Annotated in this window: 11 protein-coding genes; 2 read left to right on the top strand and 9 right to left on the bottom strand. The window is 60.3% G+C overall.

Features of this window, described 5'->3' with window-relative positions:
- The first annotated feature begins 257 nt into the window (after positions 1-257).
- The gene (locus tag ACFVHU_RS04405) at positions 258-1,499 is read left to right on the top strand and encodes a class I SAM-dependent methyltransferase (RefSeq protein ID WP_133833646.1); all 1,242 of its coding nucleotides are present in this window, start codon (positions 258-260) and stop codon (positions 1,497-1,499) included.
- Positions 1,500-1,654: 155 nt separating this feature from the next.
- On the top strand, positions 1,655-2,797 hold the full coding sequence (locus tag ACFVHU_RS04410) for a glutamate--cysteine ligase (RefSeq protein ID WP_388022677.1): 1,143 nt from the start codon (positions 1,655-1,657) through the stop codon (positions 2,795-2,797).
- 27 nt (positions 2,798-2,824) lie between these two features.
- On the opposite strand, the gene ACFVHU_RS04415 is transcribed toward ACFVHU_RS04410, so the two are convergent.
- The 9 genes from ACFVHU_RS04415 to ACFVHU_RS04455 all read right to left on the bottom strand — a co-directional run bounded on the left by ACFVHU_RS04415 (position 2,825) and on the right by ACFVHU_RS04455 (position 13,206).
- Positions 2,825-3,499 carry a FadR/GntR family transcriptional regulator gene (locus ACFVHU_RS04415; RefSeq protein WP_133833645.1) on the bottom strand — a complete coding sequence of 225 codons (675 nt, stop codon included), beginning with the start codon at positions 3,497-3,499 and terminating at the stop codon, positions 2,825-2,827.
- A complete protein-coding gene (locus ACFVHU_RS04420) occupies positions 3,496-4,767 on the bottom strand; it encodes a CynX/NimT family MFS transporter (RefSeq protein ID WP_105657618.1) in 1,272 nt (423 codons plus the stop codon). Before ACFVHU_RS04420 ends, ACFVHU_RS04415 begins: the two co-directional genes overlap by 4 nt.
- A gap of 214 nt (positions 4,768-4,981) precedes the next feature.
- Positions 4,982-6,562, bottom strand: a complete 1,581-nt coding sequence (locus ACFVHU_RS04425; protein ID WP_332487211.1) for a glycoside hydrolase family 32 protein — start codon at positions 6,560-6,562, stop codon at positions 4,982-4,984.
- An 8-nt stretch (positions 6,563-6,570) separates the two neighbouring features.
- Complete coding sequence (locus tag ACFVHU_RS04430) at positions 6,571-7,518, bottom strand: ATP-binding cassette domain-containing protein (protein WP_332487209.1); 948 nt, start codon at positions 7,516-7,518, stop codon at positions 6,571-6,573.
- The gene (locus ACFVHU_RS04435; RefSeq protein ID WP_105657620.1) at positions 7,515-8,432 is read right to left on the bottom strand and encodes an ABC transporter ATP-binding protein; all 918 of its coding nucleotides are present in this window, start codon (positions 8,430-8,432) and stop codon (positions 7,515-7,517) included. The genes ACFVHU_RS04430 and ACFVHU_RS04435 overlap by 4 nt, the downstream gene beginning before the upstream one ends.
- Positions 8,429-9,403: an ABC transporter permease gene (locus ACFVHU_RS04440; protein WP_388022682.1), complete on the bottom strand. Its 975-nt coding sequence runs from the start codon at positions 9,401-9,403 to the stop codon at positions 8,429-8,431. The genes ACFVHU_RS04435 and ACFVHU_RS04440 overlap by 4 nt, the downstream gene beginning before the upstream one ends.
- 5 nt (positions 9,404-9,408) lie before the next feature.
- Positions 9,409-10,386, bottom strand: a complete 978-nt coding sequence (locus ACFVHU_RS04445; protein WP_134779750.1) for an ABC transporter permease — start codon at positions 10,384-10,386, stop codon at positions 9,409-9,411.
- A 73-nt stretch (positions 10,387-10,459) separates the two neighbouring features.
- A complete protein-coding gene (locus ACFVHU_RS04450; protein ID WP_332487202.1) occupies positions 10,460-12,136 on the bottom strand; it encodes an ABC transporter substrate-binding protein in 1,677 nt (558 codons plus the stop codon).
- Between the two features lie 44 nt (positions 12,137-12,180).
- Positions 12,181-13,206 (bottom strand): LacI family DNA-binding transcriptional regulator, encoded by a 1,026-nt coding sequence (locus ACFVHU_RS04455; protein ID WP_105657624.1) that lies wholly within the window; start codon positions 13,204-13,206, stop codon positions 12,181-12,183.
- Between the last annotated feature and the right edge of the window lie 273 nt (positions 13,207-13,479).

Genomic DNA, 13,479 nt, shown 5'->3' on the forward strand with positions numbered 1-13,479 from the left:
TACTCTCTCTAACGAAATCAATGCCTATGAGATAGCGATACTTAGTCTTTTCGTTTCAGGGCTTCACATCTCCCGGCTTCGAACTGCTCTTGGCGCAACTGCTGGGCGGCCGGATCCCGGAGCTTGGCGAAGCCCGCTTGGCGATTCTGTGAATTCTGAATGTGACGCGTTTTTGTCACATAGATCACTGGCCCTGCGGGCTGGGCACACCGAGAGGGCCAGTCTGTTCCAAGACGCATCAACGATAGTCTTGGATCATGGCCCAGGCTTCAAATGACTCTACGCTCAATGAACAATTCGCCGCCCTGCTTTCGGAAGACGGCTGGAAGCTGCTTTCCACCATCGACCCGTCCATGGTGGCCACCAAGGATGCTGCTTGGTCGCTGAATGAGAAGCTGCGCAAGGAAGGCCACGACGCCCAGGTGGTTCGCGCCGTCATGGCGCAGGCCGAGCTGCGTTTCCGGGCGAGGGTGAAATTCGGCCCCTTTGCAGACTCGTTGATCTTGACCCCGGCCGGACTGGAGCAGGCCACGCGCCTGACCATCGCCGGGCTGCATGCCCGCCGCTACACCAATGCCGGTTCCACCCACGTCGCAGACCTCGGATGCGGCATCGGCACCGACTCCATTGCGCTGGCCAGCGCTGGCCTGCAGGTCACCGCAGTAGAGCTGGATGAAACCACCGCGGCAGCCACAACCTTGAACCTGATGCCCTTCGACAATGCCACCGTGATCCACGGCAGCGCCGAGGACACCGATCTGACCGGGATTGACGGCGTCTGGCTGGATCCAGCCCGGCGTACCGACGTGAAGGGAAGCACCCGCCGACTCTTCGACCCCGAGGCGTTTTCCCCGCCCCTGTCTTTCGTGGAGAAGCTGGTGGACTCCGGGCTGGACGTCGGAGTGAAACTCGGTCCGGGCCTGCCCCATGAAGCGATTCCGGCGAACGCCGAGGCTGTCTGGATTTCGGACCACGGCTCGGTCATCGAGGCCTGCCTCTGGTTCGGCAAGCTCAAGCGCAAGGACATCGCCCGTGCCGCGCTGGTCATCGACAAGGACGGCGCCCACGAGTTGGCCAGTGCAGCTGCCGCGGCAAATGATCAGCCAGCCCCGGTAGGCGAATTGGAAGCGCACATCTACGAACCCGATGGCGCAGTGATCCGTTCCCACCTGATCTCGACCTTGCTGGAGCGCACTGGCGGCCACCTGCTCGATGAGCACATCGCCTACTTCACCCATAACCAGCAGATTTCCACGCCGTTTGCCCGCGGATACAAAGTCATGGCAGTGCATGACTACAACGTGAAGAAGCTGCGCAGCTGGGTGAAATCCAACGGCATCGGCACATTGGATATCAAGAAGCGCGGAGTCGACGTCACGCCCGAAGAATTGCGCCGCATTTTGCTGGCAGGCTCCCCCAAGAGCGCCAAGAACAAGGCAACGCTGATCCTGGCTCGCCTCGGCGACAAACGCGTAGCTTTCGAGGTCATCCCGCACTAGTCTGGGGTGACGCAGGTCCCACCGGAGCATTGTCCCGGCAGGAGCGGCGCAATACATACAATGAGTATGGAGAAACATCGAGGAATCGGTGGACGCTCCATCCACTTTGTTCGGCTCCGGAGCATTCCGTCCGAGACGTCATCAATAGGAGCGCCGTGCAGAAAATCGAGTTCGCCCACTCTTCCCAATCCACTATCGGTGTCGAATGGGAAATCGCCTTGGTCAATCGCGAAAGTGCGGACTTGTGCTCGGTTGCCGAGAGTATCCTTGACCAGCTCAAGGATGAGGCCGGTCTTGACCACGAAGATGAGCATCCGACAGTGAAGCCGGAATTGTTGATGAATACCGTGGAGGTGGTCACCGGTGTCCATACCAACGTGGCAGACGCGGCTGAGGAACTGCGCACCAACGTGCGCATGCTCAACGAGGTCGCCGGAAACCACGGCGTGGACCTGTATTCCGCGGGCTCCCATCCTTTTGCCGCGCCGACCTTGCAGCCGGTGACGGACAAGGACCGCTATGCCAAGCTGATTGACCGCACCCAGTGGTGGGGCCGCCAGATGGTGATCTACGGCGTGCACGTGCACGTGGGCTTGGACGATCGCGAAAAAGCGCTTCCAATCACTGACGGTTTGATCAACTACCAGCCGCATTTCCAAGCACTCAGCGCCTCCTCCCCGTACTGGGGCGGGGAAGACACCGGCTACGCTTCGCAGCGTTCGCTGATGTTCCAGCAGCTGCCAGCTGCCGGGATCCCCTTCCACTTCGATTCATGGTCCGAATACGAATCCCACGTTGCAGACATGCTGCATACCGGGGTTATTGATGATGTCTCCGAGATCCGCTGGGATGTGCGTCCGGTACCTCGTTTGGGCACCGTGGAAATGCGCATCTGCGATGGCGTGAGCTCTCTGGATGACATTGCCGCTTTTACCGCACTGACCCAGTGCCTGGTGCACGACATGTCGCTATCCATCGAAGCCGGCTACAAGATTCCTGTTATGCCGGCCTGGTTCCGAGTGGAGAACAAGTGGCGCGCCGCCCGCTACGGGCTGGATGCCATCATCATCCTCAACGCCCAAGGCGACGAGATGCTGGTGACCGACCACCTGCGCTCAGAGGTCAAGCGCCTGGCACCGATTGCCGAGCAGCTGGGATGCGCCGAGGAACTGCAGGGCATAATCCGTTTGATCGAACGCGGGGCGGAATACCAGTTGCAGCGCAATACCTTTGCGGCTTCGGGCGGGGACTTCAAGGCAGTGGTGCAGGAAAACGTCCGGCGCATGAAGGCTGTTTAGTCCGGGCAGCGCCCTCGAAGTCAGGAATTAAGGCATCCAGCTCATGCAGTAATCAAGATTCTTGATAACAGTTCGAGCTGCTGCTTCGGGATCGCCTGCTTCGATTGCGTCTACCAGTGATTCGTGGCCCTCGTGCAGGCAGCCATCGAATCCGTCGGAAAGCCTCTGGACCATCTTGGTTCCGTGGAAAACATCCCCGAAGCTCTCATAGATCTCATGCATCAGCGGAACACGGGAAGCCCGCGCCACTTCCAGATGGAATTTCCAGTCGGCTTTCGCCCACGCAGGATAATCCCGGTTTCCCCATGCTTCGCTTCGCTGGCCCAGCAACGCGCGCAACTGTTCGACTACTTTTGCATCAGCGGCTTTGGCAGCGAGCCGGGCCGACTGGGTATCCAGGGCGAATCGCACCTGGAGCACGTCCTGGTCGGAGTGGTCTCGGTACACCCGTTGGGCGGTGCCGCTGATCTCGCTGGTCGCGCGCACGTAGGTGCCATCTCCACGGCGGACCTCGAAGATCCCCGTGCTGGCCAGCGCCTTGATGGCTTCGCGCAAGGTCCCGCGGGAGACGCCCATTTCCGCCATCAGCTCGGGTTCAGCCGGAACGCGGTCCCCCACCTTCCAGCGGCCCTTCGCTACGGCGCTCTGCAGCTTCGCCACAACCTCTTCGGACAAGGGCGGACGCAATGGGGTCTTGCTCATGGCCGCTCCGCTTCAGCCGAGCCGTCCACTTCGATCAACGGATGCGAATCGGCTTCGGTACGCAGGCCGCCCAGCTTGTAGCAGAACAGAAGCTGCACCACAGCGAAGGCGAGGATGATCACCAAGCCAACCGTCCAAGATCCCAATGCGCCCTGCATGAGCCCCAGGGCGAAGGGTCCAATGGCTGCAATCAGGTAGCCGACAGATTGGGCCACCGTGGACATTGCTGTCGTTTCTTCTGCGCTGCCGCCACTGCGGCTGAGCATGAGCATCACCAGCGGGAACACCCCGAAGCCCAGGCCAATGAAGACCGAGCTGATCAAGGACAGTTCTACCGGCAAGAGCAGCAGAGCGATAAAACCGAGTACCGAGCAGCTGGTAGTCAGCACGAAGGCACTGCGCAGCAGCGCCGGCTTCGAAGCCATCCAGAGCATGATCATGACTGCCGGGATGCTGACTCCCTGCACGATGCCCAGCATCAAGCCGGCATCAACTGGCTCCAGCCCGCGCGAAATGAGGATATGCGGCAACCAGCTGACCACGGTATAGACCAGCAGCGACTGGATGCCGAAAACAGTGGTGAACAGCAAGCCCTTGCGCGTGGCCAGTAGCGGCCATGGAGAAACATGCGTGCCCTTCTGAACAGCGGAACGCTTCCCGGAGATGGACAGCGGCACAAAGACCAGCAAAGCCAGGCCGGCGGGAATCGCCCACAAAGCCAATGCCGTCGTCGGCGAACCCGCCTTCACCGCCAGCGGGACGCTGATTGCGGAGGCCAGCGTCGCGCCGATGGACATGGTGGTCGTGTAGGCCGCGGTCATCGACGCGGCGCGGTTCCCGTGGTGCTCTCGAATAAATGAGGGCATGGCCACATTGCAGATGGCCAAGCCGCACATGCCTACCACGGTGCCGGCCAGCAAGGCCCAAGTTGAATCGACAATGCGCAAGGCCAGCCCAGCGGTGAGCAGCAGCAAGGACAGGGCGATGCCCAGTTCCAGTCCGGTCCTGCCGATCACCAAGCTCGTTGCCGCGCCAGCCACGGCAAAGCACAAAACTGGGATCGTCGGCAGCAGCGAAGCGATGAACGTGCCGTACCCCATCATCTCCTGCAGGTCATGGAAGAGCGGAGATGCCGAGGCAATACCCATGCGCAGGTTCAGCCCGACGAGGATCACCGCCGCAACTGCCAGTGCGCTTGCCCGCCAGGGATGCTTGGCGGCTTTGCTGGCAGGAGGCGGGGCCGCGGATTCTGATGCGTTGTCGATCACGTTTAAACATTAGACGTTTGATGTTTCACGCGGCGAATCCTGTGATCCAGCGCACCAGAACCTCGCGGCGTGCCCGCTTCTGTCCGCCAAGTACTGCTGCTCGGGGCCGAACTCCGGCTACGTCGTGCACTTGGCAAGCACCGCAGGATGGCCCGCGACCCGATTTACCCCAAGCCACCCTCGGGCTTCCTGGATCCTGGCAGCAGCCAGCCTCCTATGCGAAGCCCAGCTCGCGCGCCGTGAGATTCTTGTATGACGCTTTCCCGCCGGAGACAAAGAGCTTGATCCCGGCATCAGTGGACAGCGGGAACACGCGATGAGAGTGGACGAGCCGCCCGTCGCCGAAGAACACCTCGACGCTAGAGCGATCCACCAGGATGCGCACGTCGAGTTTCCCGCTCGGTACCTCCAATGGGCTCTTGGATTCGCCCTTATCCCCCGGATGGAAGCCCGGCTTGCGATTCACATAGGCGAACCCGCCGGCCAAATAGAGCCCGGTTGCCACATGGCGCGTTCCGGATACGGCCCGGCACAGCTCGAAACCGATGTTTTCCGGCGGGTTGGCCGGGTCCCACTGCAATTCGCACTGCAGCACATAAGCACTGCTGGAGAACGGGAGAATCTTCTCCCCCGAAACCACAGGGCTGCCGAACTTGGTGGTTGCACGGGCTAGCCTGTCCAGCTGCGCCACCGGAACAGAAGCGAGGTAATTGCCATTCGGTCCGGCAACCATCCGCACCTCGCGCACAATCATGTCGTCTCCGTTGTAGCCATCGGTGGCCATGCTCGGAGCATTATGCGGATAATCCCAGAAGTTGTTCCAGCCAATGGCGCGGCGCATTCCGGGATTTTCGCTGCCATCGGCGTGGTGGTCCGGATAGGTCACCGCGCCGTAGAAGTCGAAGCCCCAATCCAGCCATTGCGGCTCGGCCTGAGAAGCAGTGAAGGCCTTTCCGTCGAAGTCGCCAATCCAGTAGGCGTAGGTAGCGGGCAAATCGCGGGGCTTGCCGTTAGCGCTGGTTCCCAGCACCCAATGCCTGGAACCATCCGAAGCCTGGATCTGGAAGAGATCTGGGCATTCAAGAATGCCCAGAGTGGTGCGCACGAATTCGCTGGTTCTCGTCCACTGCTTCAGATCCGCCGAAGCATAGATTCCGATGCGGTCTCCCTCGGCATTGAGCAGGACCCACTGAGAGCTCTGCTCATGCCAGATCACCTTCGGGTCTCGGAAGGCATCGGTGCCCGGGTTGGCCAGAACCGGTTCGGTCCCTCCGGGTTTGAAGCTGCGTCCCTTGTCGGTGGAGTACCAGAGGTACTGGGCCTGCACGCCATTGGGGGCTTGGGTGACCAAAGCAATCAGCGTGCCCTTCCCGTATCCTGCGGTGTTTTGCTGGTCGATGACAATTGATCCGGACCAGCAGTCCCCGTTGGGGCTCTCATGCTTGCTGATAGCTACGCCGCGGTCAGTGAAATTGACGTGGTCAGTGGTGCTCGCCATGCGCCAGCTGGTCCCATTGCCGCCGAGAATGTAGTCCTCGTTGTAGAGGTAGTAGTACAGGTATTCGCCATCAAGATACACCGGACGCTGCGGGTCGTTCTTCCAATTGTCGGGGACGCTGAAGTGGTAGGTGGGACGGTAGCTCATGGCCGGGGAAACGCCCCTCTTGGTCTTGGAGCTGCCTGCGGGAGCGGCATGGGCTGCATCTGGGCCAACCCCGGCCAGCCCCAAAGCGGTGGCTGCAGCCAGGGTTTTGACAACATTTCTCCGGGAGGCGCTGCCGTAGGCGGCATTCATATCCAGATTCAATTCATTTCGCTTTCGCCGGCCAGCACCCAGTGCTGGCGTGATTCATCGATCATGTGCTTTTTCAGGGTGGTGCTGGCCGACCAGCGGTGGATCTGTTCACGCAGGGCCGCGCGCTTCGACGCATCCTGGCTGCTGTCGCGGTCCGGGTCGGGTACCGCGCCCACCAGCAGCCGGGTGTATGGATGCCGGGGATTGTCCAGCAGCTGCACGGACTCGCCCGACTCGACTATTCGCCCCTCGTTAAGTACCGCGATCCGGTCCGAGAGATAGCGGGCGGATGCCAAGTCGTGGGTGACATAGAGGATGCAGATCCCATGCTCATCGCGCAGCTTGTGCAACAGATTCAGCACGCCGATCCGCACCGAGACATCCAGCATGGAGGTCGGCTCATCGGCCAGGATGACTTTCGGCTTGGCTGCCAGCACGCGGGCGATTGCAATGCGCTGGCGCTGTCCGCCGGAGAGCTCGTGCGGGAATGAGGACAACACATCCGGGCTCAGCCCGACGGTGGACACCAGCTTGGCCATTTCTGCGCGCTTGGACTTGATGCTTGGCTGGTGCAGCGCCAAGGCGCGTTCCAGGATGTGCTCCACTCGGAAGGCCGGGTTCAACGAACCGAAAGGGTCTTGGAACACCATTTGCACTTCGCTGCGGTAGTTCCGGGCCGCTGATCCCTTGAGCCCGGATATGTCCTTTCCATTGACCAGCATTTCCCCGGAATCCGGTACCTCAAGCAATGCCAAGCAGCGGGCCAACGTCGATTTACCGGAACCTGATTCGCCCACCAGCGCCACGATTTCACCGCGGTGCAGCTCCAGGTCGATACCCCTCAGGGCCGGAACCTTCGTGCGACGGAACAGTGCGGTGCTGGTGAAAGATTTGCTCAGCGAACGGATACGCACCACTGGCACCATAGAGGCGTGCTTGGCAGCTGTCGAGGTCATGGCAGTTCTCCTTGAGTGAGGACCGGGGCTTGGGTCGGGGCGACCCAATGGCCTTCGCCTACCTGCCTAAGGTCCTTGATGTTGGTGAATCTGGTGCCTTCGGCCAAGCCGGTGAGCTTGACTTTCGGTCCGTGCAGGGGCGGGAACGCTCCGAGCAGCGCCTGCGTATAGGGGTGCTTCGAACCATGGCGCAACGACGGCGCCGGTGCCAGCTCCACGATGCGCCCGCCGTACATGATGCCAATGCGATCGGAGAGCTCAAGCATCAGCGACATGTCATGGGTGATGAACAGGATGGCGAATCCGAGTTCGCTTTGCAGTTCCCTGATCTGCTCCAGGATTTCTTGCTGAACCACTACGTCCAGCGCCGTGGTGGGCTCATCCAGGATCAGCAACCGCGGGTTCAGCGCACAGGCCATGGCAATGACAATGCGCTGGCGCTGTCCGCCTGAAAGCTGGTGCGGATAGGCCCGCAATCGCGCCGGATCGATGCGCACCATGGTGAGCAGCTCTTCGGCGCGCTGCACCGCGGCAGCACGGGTGCCGCCACGGTGCGTGCGGATCACGTCGACAAACTGCTCGCCAATTCGAGTGACCGGGTTCAATGAGTTCATCGCCGACTGGAATACCATGGCGACGTTGTTCCAGCGCCAGGCGCGCAGTTCCGCTTCGTCCATGCCCAGCACATCTTGGCCTTCAAAGAGGATCTTGCCGTGGGTGATCCGCGCAGGATCTTTCAGCAAGCGCATGATCGAGTTGGCAATGGTGGACTTGCCGCAGCCGGACTCCCCCGCCAAACCGAAGATTTCACCGGAGTGGATGGCGAAGCTGACCCGGTCAGCGCCGCGCACAGCTCTCTCGTCGCTGACGTACTCGACGGTCAGGTCCTGGACTTCCAATACCGGGACGCTCATTTTTCTTCCTTTCGCACCACGGTAGTCGCCGCGGTGCTTCTCGTTGCATGCTTCGGGCGGCGCAGGCGCGGATTGGTGATTTCATCCACCGCGTAGTTGCACAGGGCCAAGGCGAAGGCGACCAAGGCGATGGCCAGGCCCGATGGCACGAAAATCCACCATTGGCCCAGCATCAGCGATCCGTCGCTGGTCGCCCAGAACAGGTTGGTACCCCAGGAGATGGTGTTCACGTCGCCCAAGCCCAGGAATTCAAGCCCAGCCTGTGCGCCGATGGAGCCGATGATGCAGCCAAGCAGCGTGGTCATGACGACCGAGGCCATATTGGGGAGCATTTCGCGGACCATGATGCGCAGCGGGCGCTCGCCCGATACCAAAGCCGCGGCAACATAGTCTTTTCCGCGGATGGACATGGCCTGGGAACGCATGACGCGTGCGCTGCCTGCCCATCCGGTAATCATCAGCACCACGATCACCGTGCCAAGACCAGGCGGCATGAATGCCGCCAGGATCACCAGCAACGGCAGGCCGGGCACCAGCAGGAAGACGTTGGTAACCAGGGAGAGCACCTCGTCCAGGCCGCGGCCGAAGTAGGCCCCGCTCAACCCGACCAGCACGCCGACAATGGTGGAGAGGATGCCGGCGGCGAAGCCGACGAAGAGCGACGAGCGGGCACCCCACAGGGTCAGCCCCAAAACGTCTTGGCCCTTGCTGGTGGTACCCAGCCAATGCTCCATGCTTGGTGCGCTGGCACCGGCCGAGGTAATCCGCGACGGATCCCCGGGGAAGAGCGCCGGGGCAAGCAAGGCCAGGATGATAAAGGCAAGCAGGATGCTGAGCCCAGCCACGGCCTTGCCGTTGCGGAGCAAAGTCCGCAGCAACCGGGTAGCACTGACTCTGGCACGAGCGGAGCCGCTTTCCTCCGCTGGTTGCGAGGCAGCCAGAGTCTGTGGATCTGTAGCATTCTGGGTCATGGCGATCAGCCTTTCCGCACGCGAGGGTCGAGTCGGACGTAGACAAGGTCTACGAGGAAGTTGGCTATCAGCACCGCGGCAGTAATGGTCAGGAACATGCCCTGCATCAGCGGGTAGTCAAGGCCTTGGACAGCGCCGAGCAGCTGGTAGCCGACGCCTGGGTAGGCGAATACCACTTCGGTCAGCAGTGCGCCGCCGACGATGAAGCCGATGCTCATGCCCATGCTGGTGACCGATGGCAGCATCGCGTTGCGTGCCGCGTAGTTCAGCATGATGCGGTGCGGTCGCAGCCCCTTGGCCTCGGCCATCAAAATGTAGTCTTCGGAGTTGGTGGCAATCATGGTGTTGCGCATGCCCAGCATCCAGCCGCCCAGGGAAACCAGCACGATGGTCAGCGCGGGCAGGACCAGGTGCGCTGCAACGTCCAGGATGAATTCGAGATTGAATCCGGGAACCAGGCCTACGGAGAAGGCATGGCGCATCGGGGCGACGCCCATGTTGATGCCGAAGATGTACAAGGCCCCCATGGCTAGCCAGAAATACGGGAAAGAACCGATGAACACCAGCAGCGGTGGAGCAACCGAGTCCAAGAAGCCGCCACGGCGCCAGGCGGCAAGGATGCCCAGGAGGTTTCCGAGGATCACGGCGAAAATCAATGAAGTCAGTCCCAGCAGCAAGGTCCACGGCAGCTGCGAGGCGATGACCTCGGAGACTGGAGTGGGGAAACGGGAAATCGACATCCCAAAGTCGCCGGTCAAGACACGGCCAAGATAGCCAAAGTATTCGGGGATGATGGGGCCGCCGTCCACTCCCATCAGGGTTCGAAGTGCTTCGACTTGTTGTGGCTCAAGCCGTTGCTGCGAGCGGGACAGCATGCGGGTGACGGGATCGCCTGGCATCAGCCGCGGTAGAAGGAAATTCAGGGTGATTGACGCCCAGAAGGCTAGGAGATAAAAGCCCAAGCGCCGTAGGAGGAAACTCATGTTGTGTGTCCTTGGCTAAGGATCGCAACGCAGCGGGCGGACGGTATCCGCCCGCTGCGAAGGGAAAATGTTGCTAGTTCGCTGGTTCCAGGCTGGTGAGCACCAGAACGGTGGTCGGGGCCCGGTTGCTCAACGTGGCATACGGGTTATCTTCGGTTGGCCAACCCACGAAGTTCTCAGTGGTGTAGGCACCCCATTCCGGGCCGGCGAATAGCGGTACTACCGGTGCCAGTTCGCTGTAGCGAGCCTGCAGGTCGTTAACGATCTGCTTCTGTTCTCCCTCATCGCCGGCAGCCACGAACTTGTTCAACAGCTCATCTGCTTTTTTATCGCTGAACCGGTGGTAGTTGTCAAAGGTCTGCTTGCCCACGGGCTTGACGTTCTGGCTGCCCATGAGGTTGAGGTAGTACTGGTAAGGAGTCGGAGCGTTAGCGGTCCAAACGATTCCGGTGTCGAATTCACCGGTTTCGTAGCTTGCGGTCACCGCGGCCCAATCCGGCGAATCAACAGTGGCCTTGATGCCCACGTCCTGGAGGTTTTGGGCGATGATATTCGCTACCGAAAGCCAATCCGAGGAGGTTGAACCCACGGAGATATCGAAGGTGAATGGCTTGCCAGCGGCGGTGGTGCGCTGCCCCTGTGCATTCTCCTTGAAGCCTGCTTCATCAAGAAGCTTCTTTGCGCCTTCCACATCCCGCGTGGTCCAGTCGCACTGTTCGACGACCGCAGCGTCGCGCCACTTGTCATAGTTGCCGGACAGTCCGGTGCAGTCCGCTGGTTTGGCGTAGTCGGACATGCCGACCTTGACAACCTGTTCGCGGTCTACGGCCATGCTCAACGCCTTGCGTACGCGAACATCCGAGAATTCTTTCTTGGTAGTGTTCAGCTGCCAGTTGATTTCGGCGCCAGTGGTCGGGAACCAGAAATGACGGTGCTCCGGATCCTTGTCCACGTAGGTCGATTGGATATCCGGCATGTAGGTTTGCGTCCAGTCAACATCGCCGGAGATGGCGGCGAGGTTGGCTCCGTCGTTGCCGGCGAAAGCGAGCATGCGGATGCCGCCGATATTCTGCTTCTCGGGTTGCCAATAGTATGGGTTCTTGCCCAATTCGAAGGACTGCGCCTGGAAATTGGCTACTTCGGTGTATGGTCCGGTGCCTACCGGTTTCGGGTTCTCTTCATTTCCGGGCTTGTCGAACTTGGACCAGATGTGGGCCGGAACAATCACCTGCTGGCCCAGTTCGTAGAGGGCCGGGGTGAATGCCTGCTTGAAGTGGAACTCGATGGTCGAGTCATCGAGAGTCTTGATGGACTTCAGGTAGTCATAGCCGCCGAGCAGTTCCTTTTGCAGTTCAACTGAGAGCTTGACGTCCTTGGACGTCAGCGGGGTGCCATCGGAGAATTTAACGCCCGGACGCAGATTGAAGGCCAGCGACTTTCCGTCTTTGCCTGCACTCCACTCCGTGGCCAGCCAAGGCACGGTGTCGCCGCCTGCCGGGTTGTAGACCAGCATGGATTCGTAAATGGACTGCCCGGTCATTGGCGCAGCATTGGGCGAGAAGGGGTTGAAGTTTTTTGAGAAGGTTCCCATGTCCTCGCGCGGAATGGTCAGGAACGCGGCGTTGGCTGATCCGTCGCCCCCTTCAGTTCCGCCTGGATTCGATGCGACGCATCCGCTCAAGGCGAGGGTGCCGGCCACAGCGGTCGCGGCCACGGCGAGGTGCGCGCGACGTAAGTATTTGATTATCATTGAAGTTCCTCATCCATTCATGTGATGTGTAGCGGAGGGGAAGTTCATCTGCGGCCGTGCATGGCCACAGACGAACGAATGCGTGGGGGGCAGCCGATGGTAATTTGGCGATTCTCGATCGGCGAGCCCTCTACCATTTGATTCAATAGGGACACCCCCGCCATGCCCAGTTCTTCGAAGGGCAAGGCAATGGTTGTCAGCTTTGGCCGCATATGCGGTGCCAGAATTTCCTGATCATCGAATCCGACGATTGAAATGTCTTTTCCCACCTGCAATCCGCGTTCCTTGATTGCGTCATAGGCGCCCATGGCGATCCGGTCATTTCCGCAAAAAATTGCGGTAGGCGGATCCAGTTGGCTTAGCAGCGTTTGCGTACCGTGGTACCCGCTGTCGGCAGTTCCATCACCAGGCACGATCCGGGAATCATCGAATTCAATTCCGTGATCGCGCAGGGCCTGCTTCATACCGGCTTGGCGTCCGATTTGCGCAGGAATTCCTGTTTTGAGAGTGATGTGCCCGATGCTGGTGTGCCCGGCCTTGGCCAGGATTTCAGCGGCAGCGTATCCGCCTCCGAATTCATCCGGAACAATTGATGGCAATTGGCCGCCGGCATCGAAGCAGTTGACCAGTACGCAGGGAACTGATTTTGCATTTTCCGGCACCGTGATTTGGCGGTGCCAGGAAGTCGCGATGATCAATCCGCCAACCTGCTGTTCAAGCAACTTCTCAACGGCGAGGTTATCCATGCCTGGATCATCGTCGCTGGGTGCGATAAGGAGGAAGTTGCCGTCTTTCCATGCTGCCTGCTGCGCTCCCTTGATCACGTCAGTGGCAAAGGGCGAGGTGGCAATTTCGGTCACCAGCCCGAACCAGGAGCTGCGTTTGCTGGCCAAGGTTCGTGCGGCTGCGTTGGGGCGGTAGCCCAGTTCGCGCGCCGTTTGGTTGATTCGTTCTCTTGTGGTTTCGGGGATGCTTGATTCCATCCGGCCGTTGAGTACGAATGAGACGGTTGTTCGGCTCACCCCGGCTGCTTTGGCAACGTCGGCCATGGTCACTGACTGCTGAGACATGCCCCTCCTCCCCTTCGAGATCAGTGCGTTTCGCGTCGTGCCAAGGGTTTGCTAACACGATTCAGTAACGCGCGTTACTACGCTGTGAAATAAGGTAACCTACATCACTTACGGCTGTCAAGGAAGAAGTTTTGCGGCAGTGAAAATCATTGACAGGATCGACTCCTGACCGTCAAGGCCATGGATCCAAGACATGGGAATCCCTTGCTTCATTCAGCTGAGTAGGGCAAATGGGACACGATGCCACAGGGCAGAGGCGTAATCAGCACCCCG

This window comes from Glutamicibacter sp. NPDC127525 (genome assembly GCF_042672105.1).
Taxonomy (GTDB): Bacteria; Actinomycetota; Actinomycetes; order Actinomycetales; family Micrococcaceae; genus Glutamicibacter.

Excerpts from the sequence above, each read along its gene's own strand:
- ACFVHU_RS04405 (WP_133833646.1), top strand. The coding sequence starts at position 258 with ATGGCCCAGGCTTCAAATGACTCTACGCTCAATGAACAATTCGCCGCC.
- ACFVHU_RS04415 (WP_133833645.1), bottom strand. The coding sequence starts at position 3,499 with ATGAGCAAGACCCCATTGCGTCCGCCCTTGTCCGAAGAGGTTGTGGCG.
- ACFVHU_RS04425 (WP_332487211.1), bottom strand. The coding sequence starts at position 6,562 with ATGAATGCCGCCTACGGCAGCGCCTCCCGGAGAAATGTTGTCAAAACC.
- ACFVHU_RS04430 (WP_332487209.1), bottom strand. The coding sequence starts at position 7,518 with ATGACCTCGACAGCTGCCAAGCACGCCTCTATGGTGCCAGTGGTGCGT.
- ACFVHU_RS04435 (WP_105657620.1), bottom strand. The coding sequence starts at position 8,432 with ATGAGCGTCCCGGTATTGGAAGTCCAGGACCTGACCGTCGAGTACGTC.
- ACFVHU_RS04440 (WP_388022682.1), bottom strand. The coding sequence starts at position 9,403 with ATGACCCAGAATGCTACAGATCCACAGACTCTGGCTGCCTCGCAACCA.
- ACFVHU_RS04445 (WP_134779750.1), bottom strand. The coding sequence starts at position 10,386 with ATGAGTTTCCTCCTACGGCGCTTGGGCTTTTATCTCCTAGCCTTCTGG.
- ACFVHU_RS04450 (WP_332487202.1), bottom strand. The coding sequence starts at position 12,136 with ATGATAATCAAATACTTACGTCGCGCGCACCTCGCCGTGGCCGCGACC.
- ACFVHU_RS04455 (WP_105657624.1), bottom strand. The coding sequence starts at position 13,206 with ATGTCTCAGCAGTCAGTGACCATGGCCGACGTTGCCAAAGCAGCCGGG.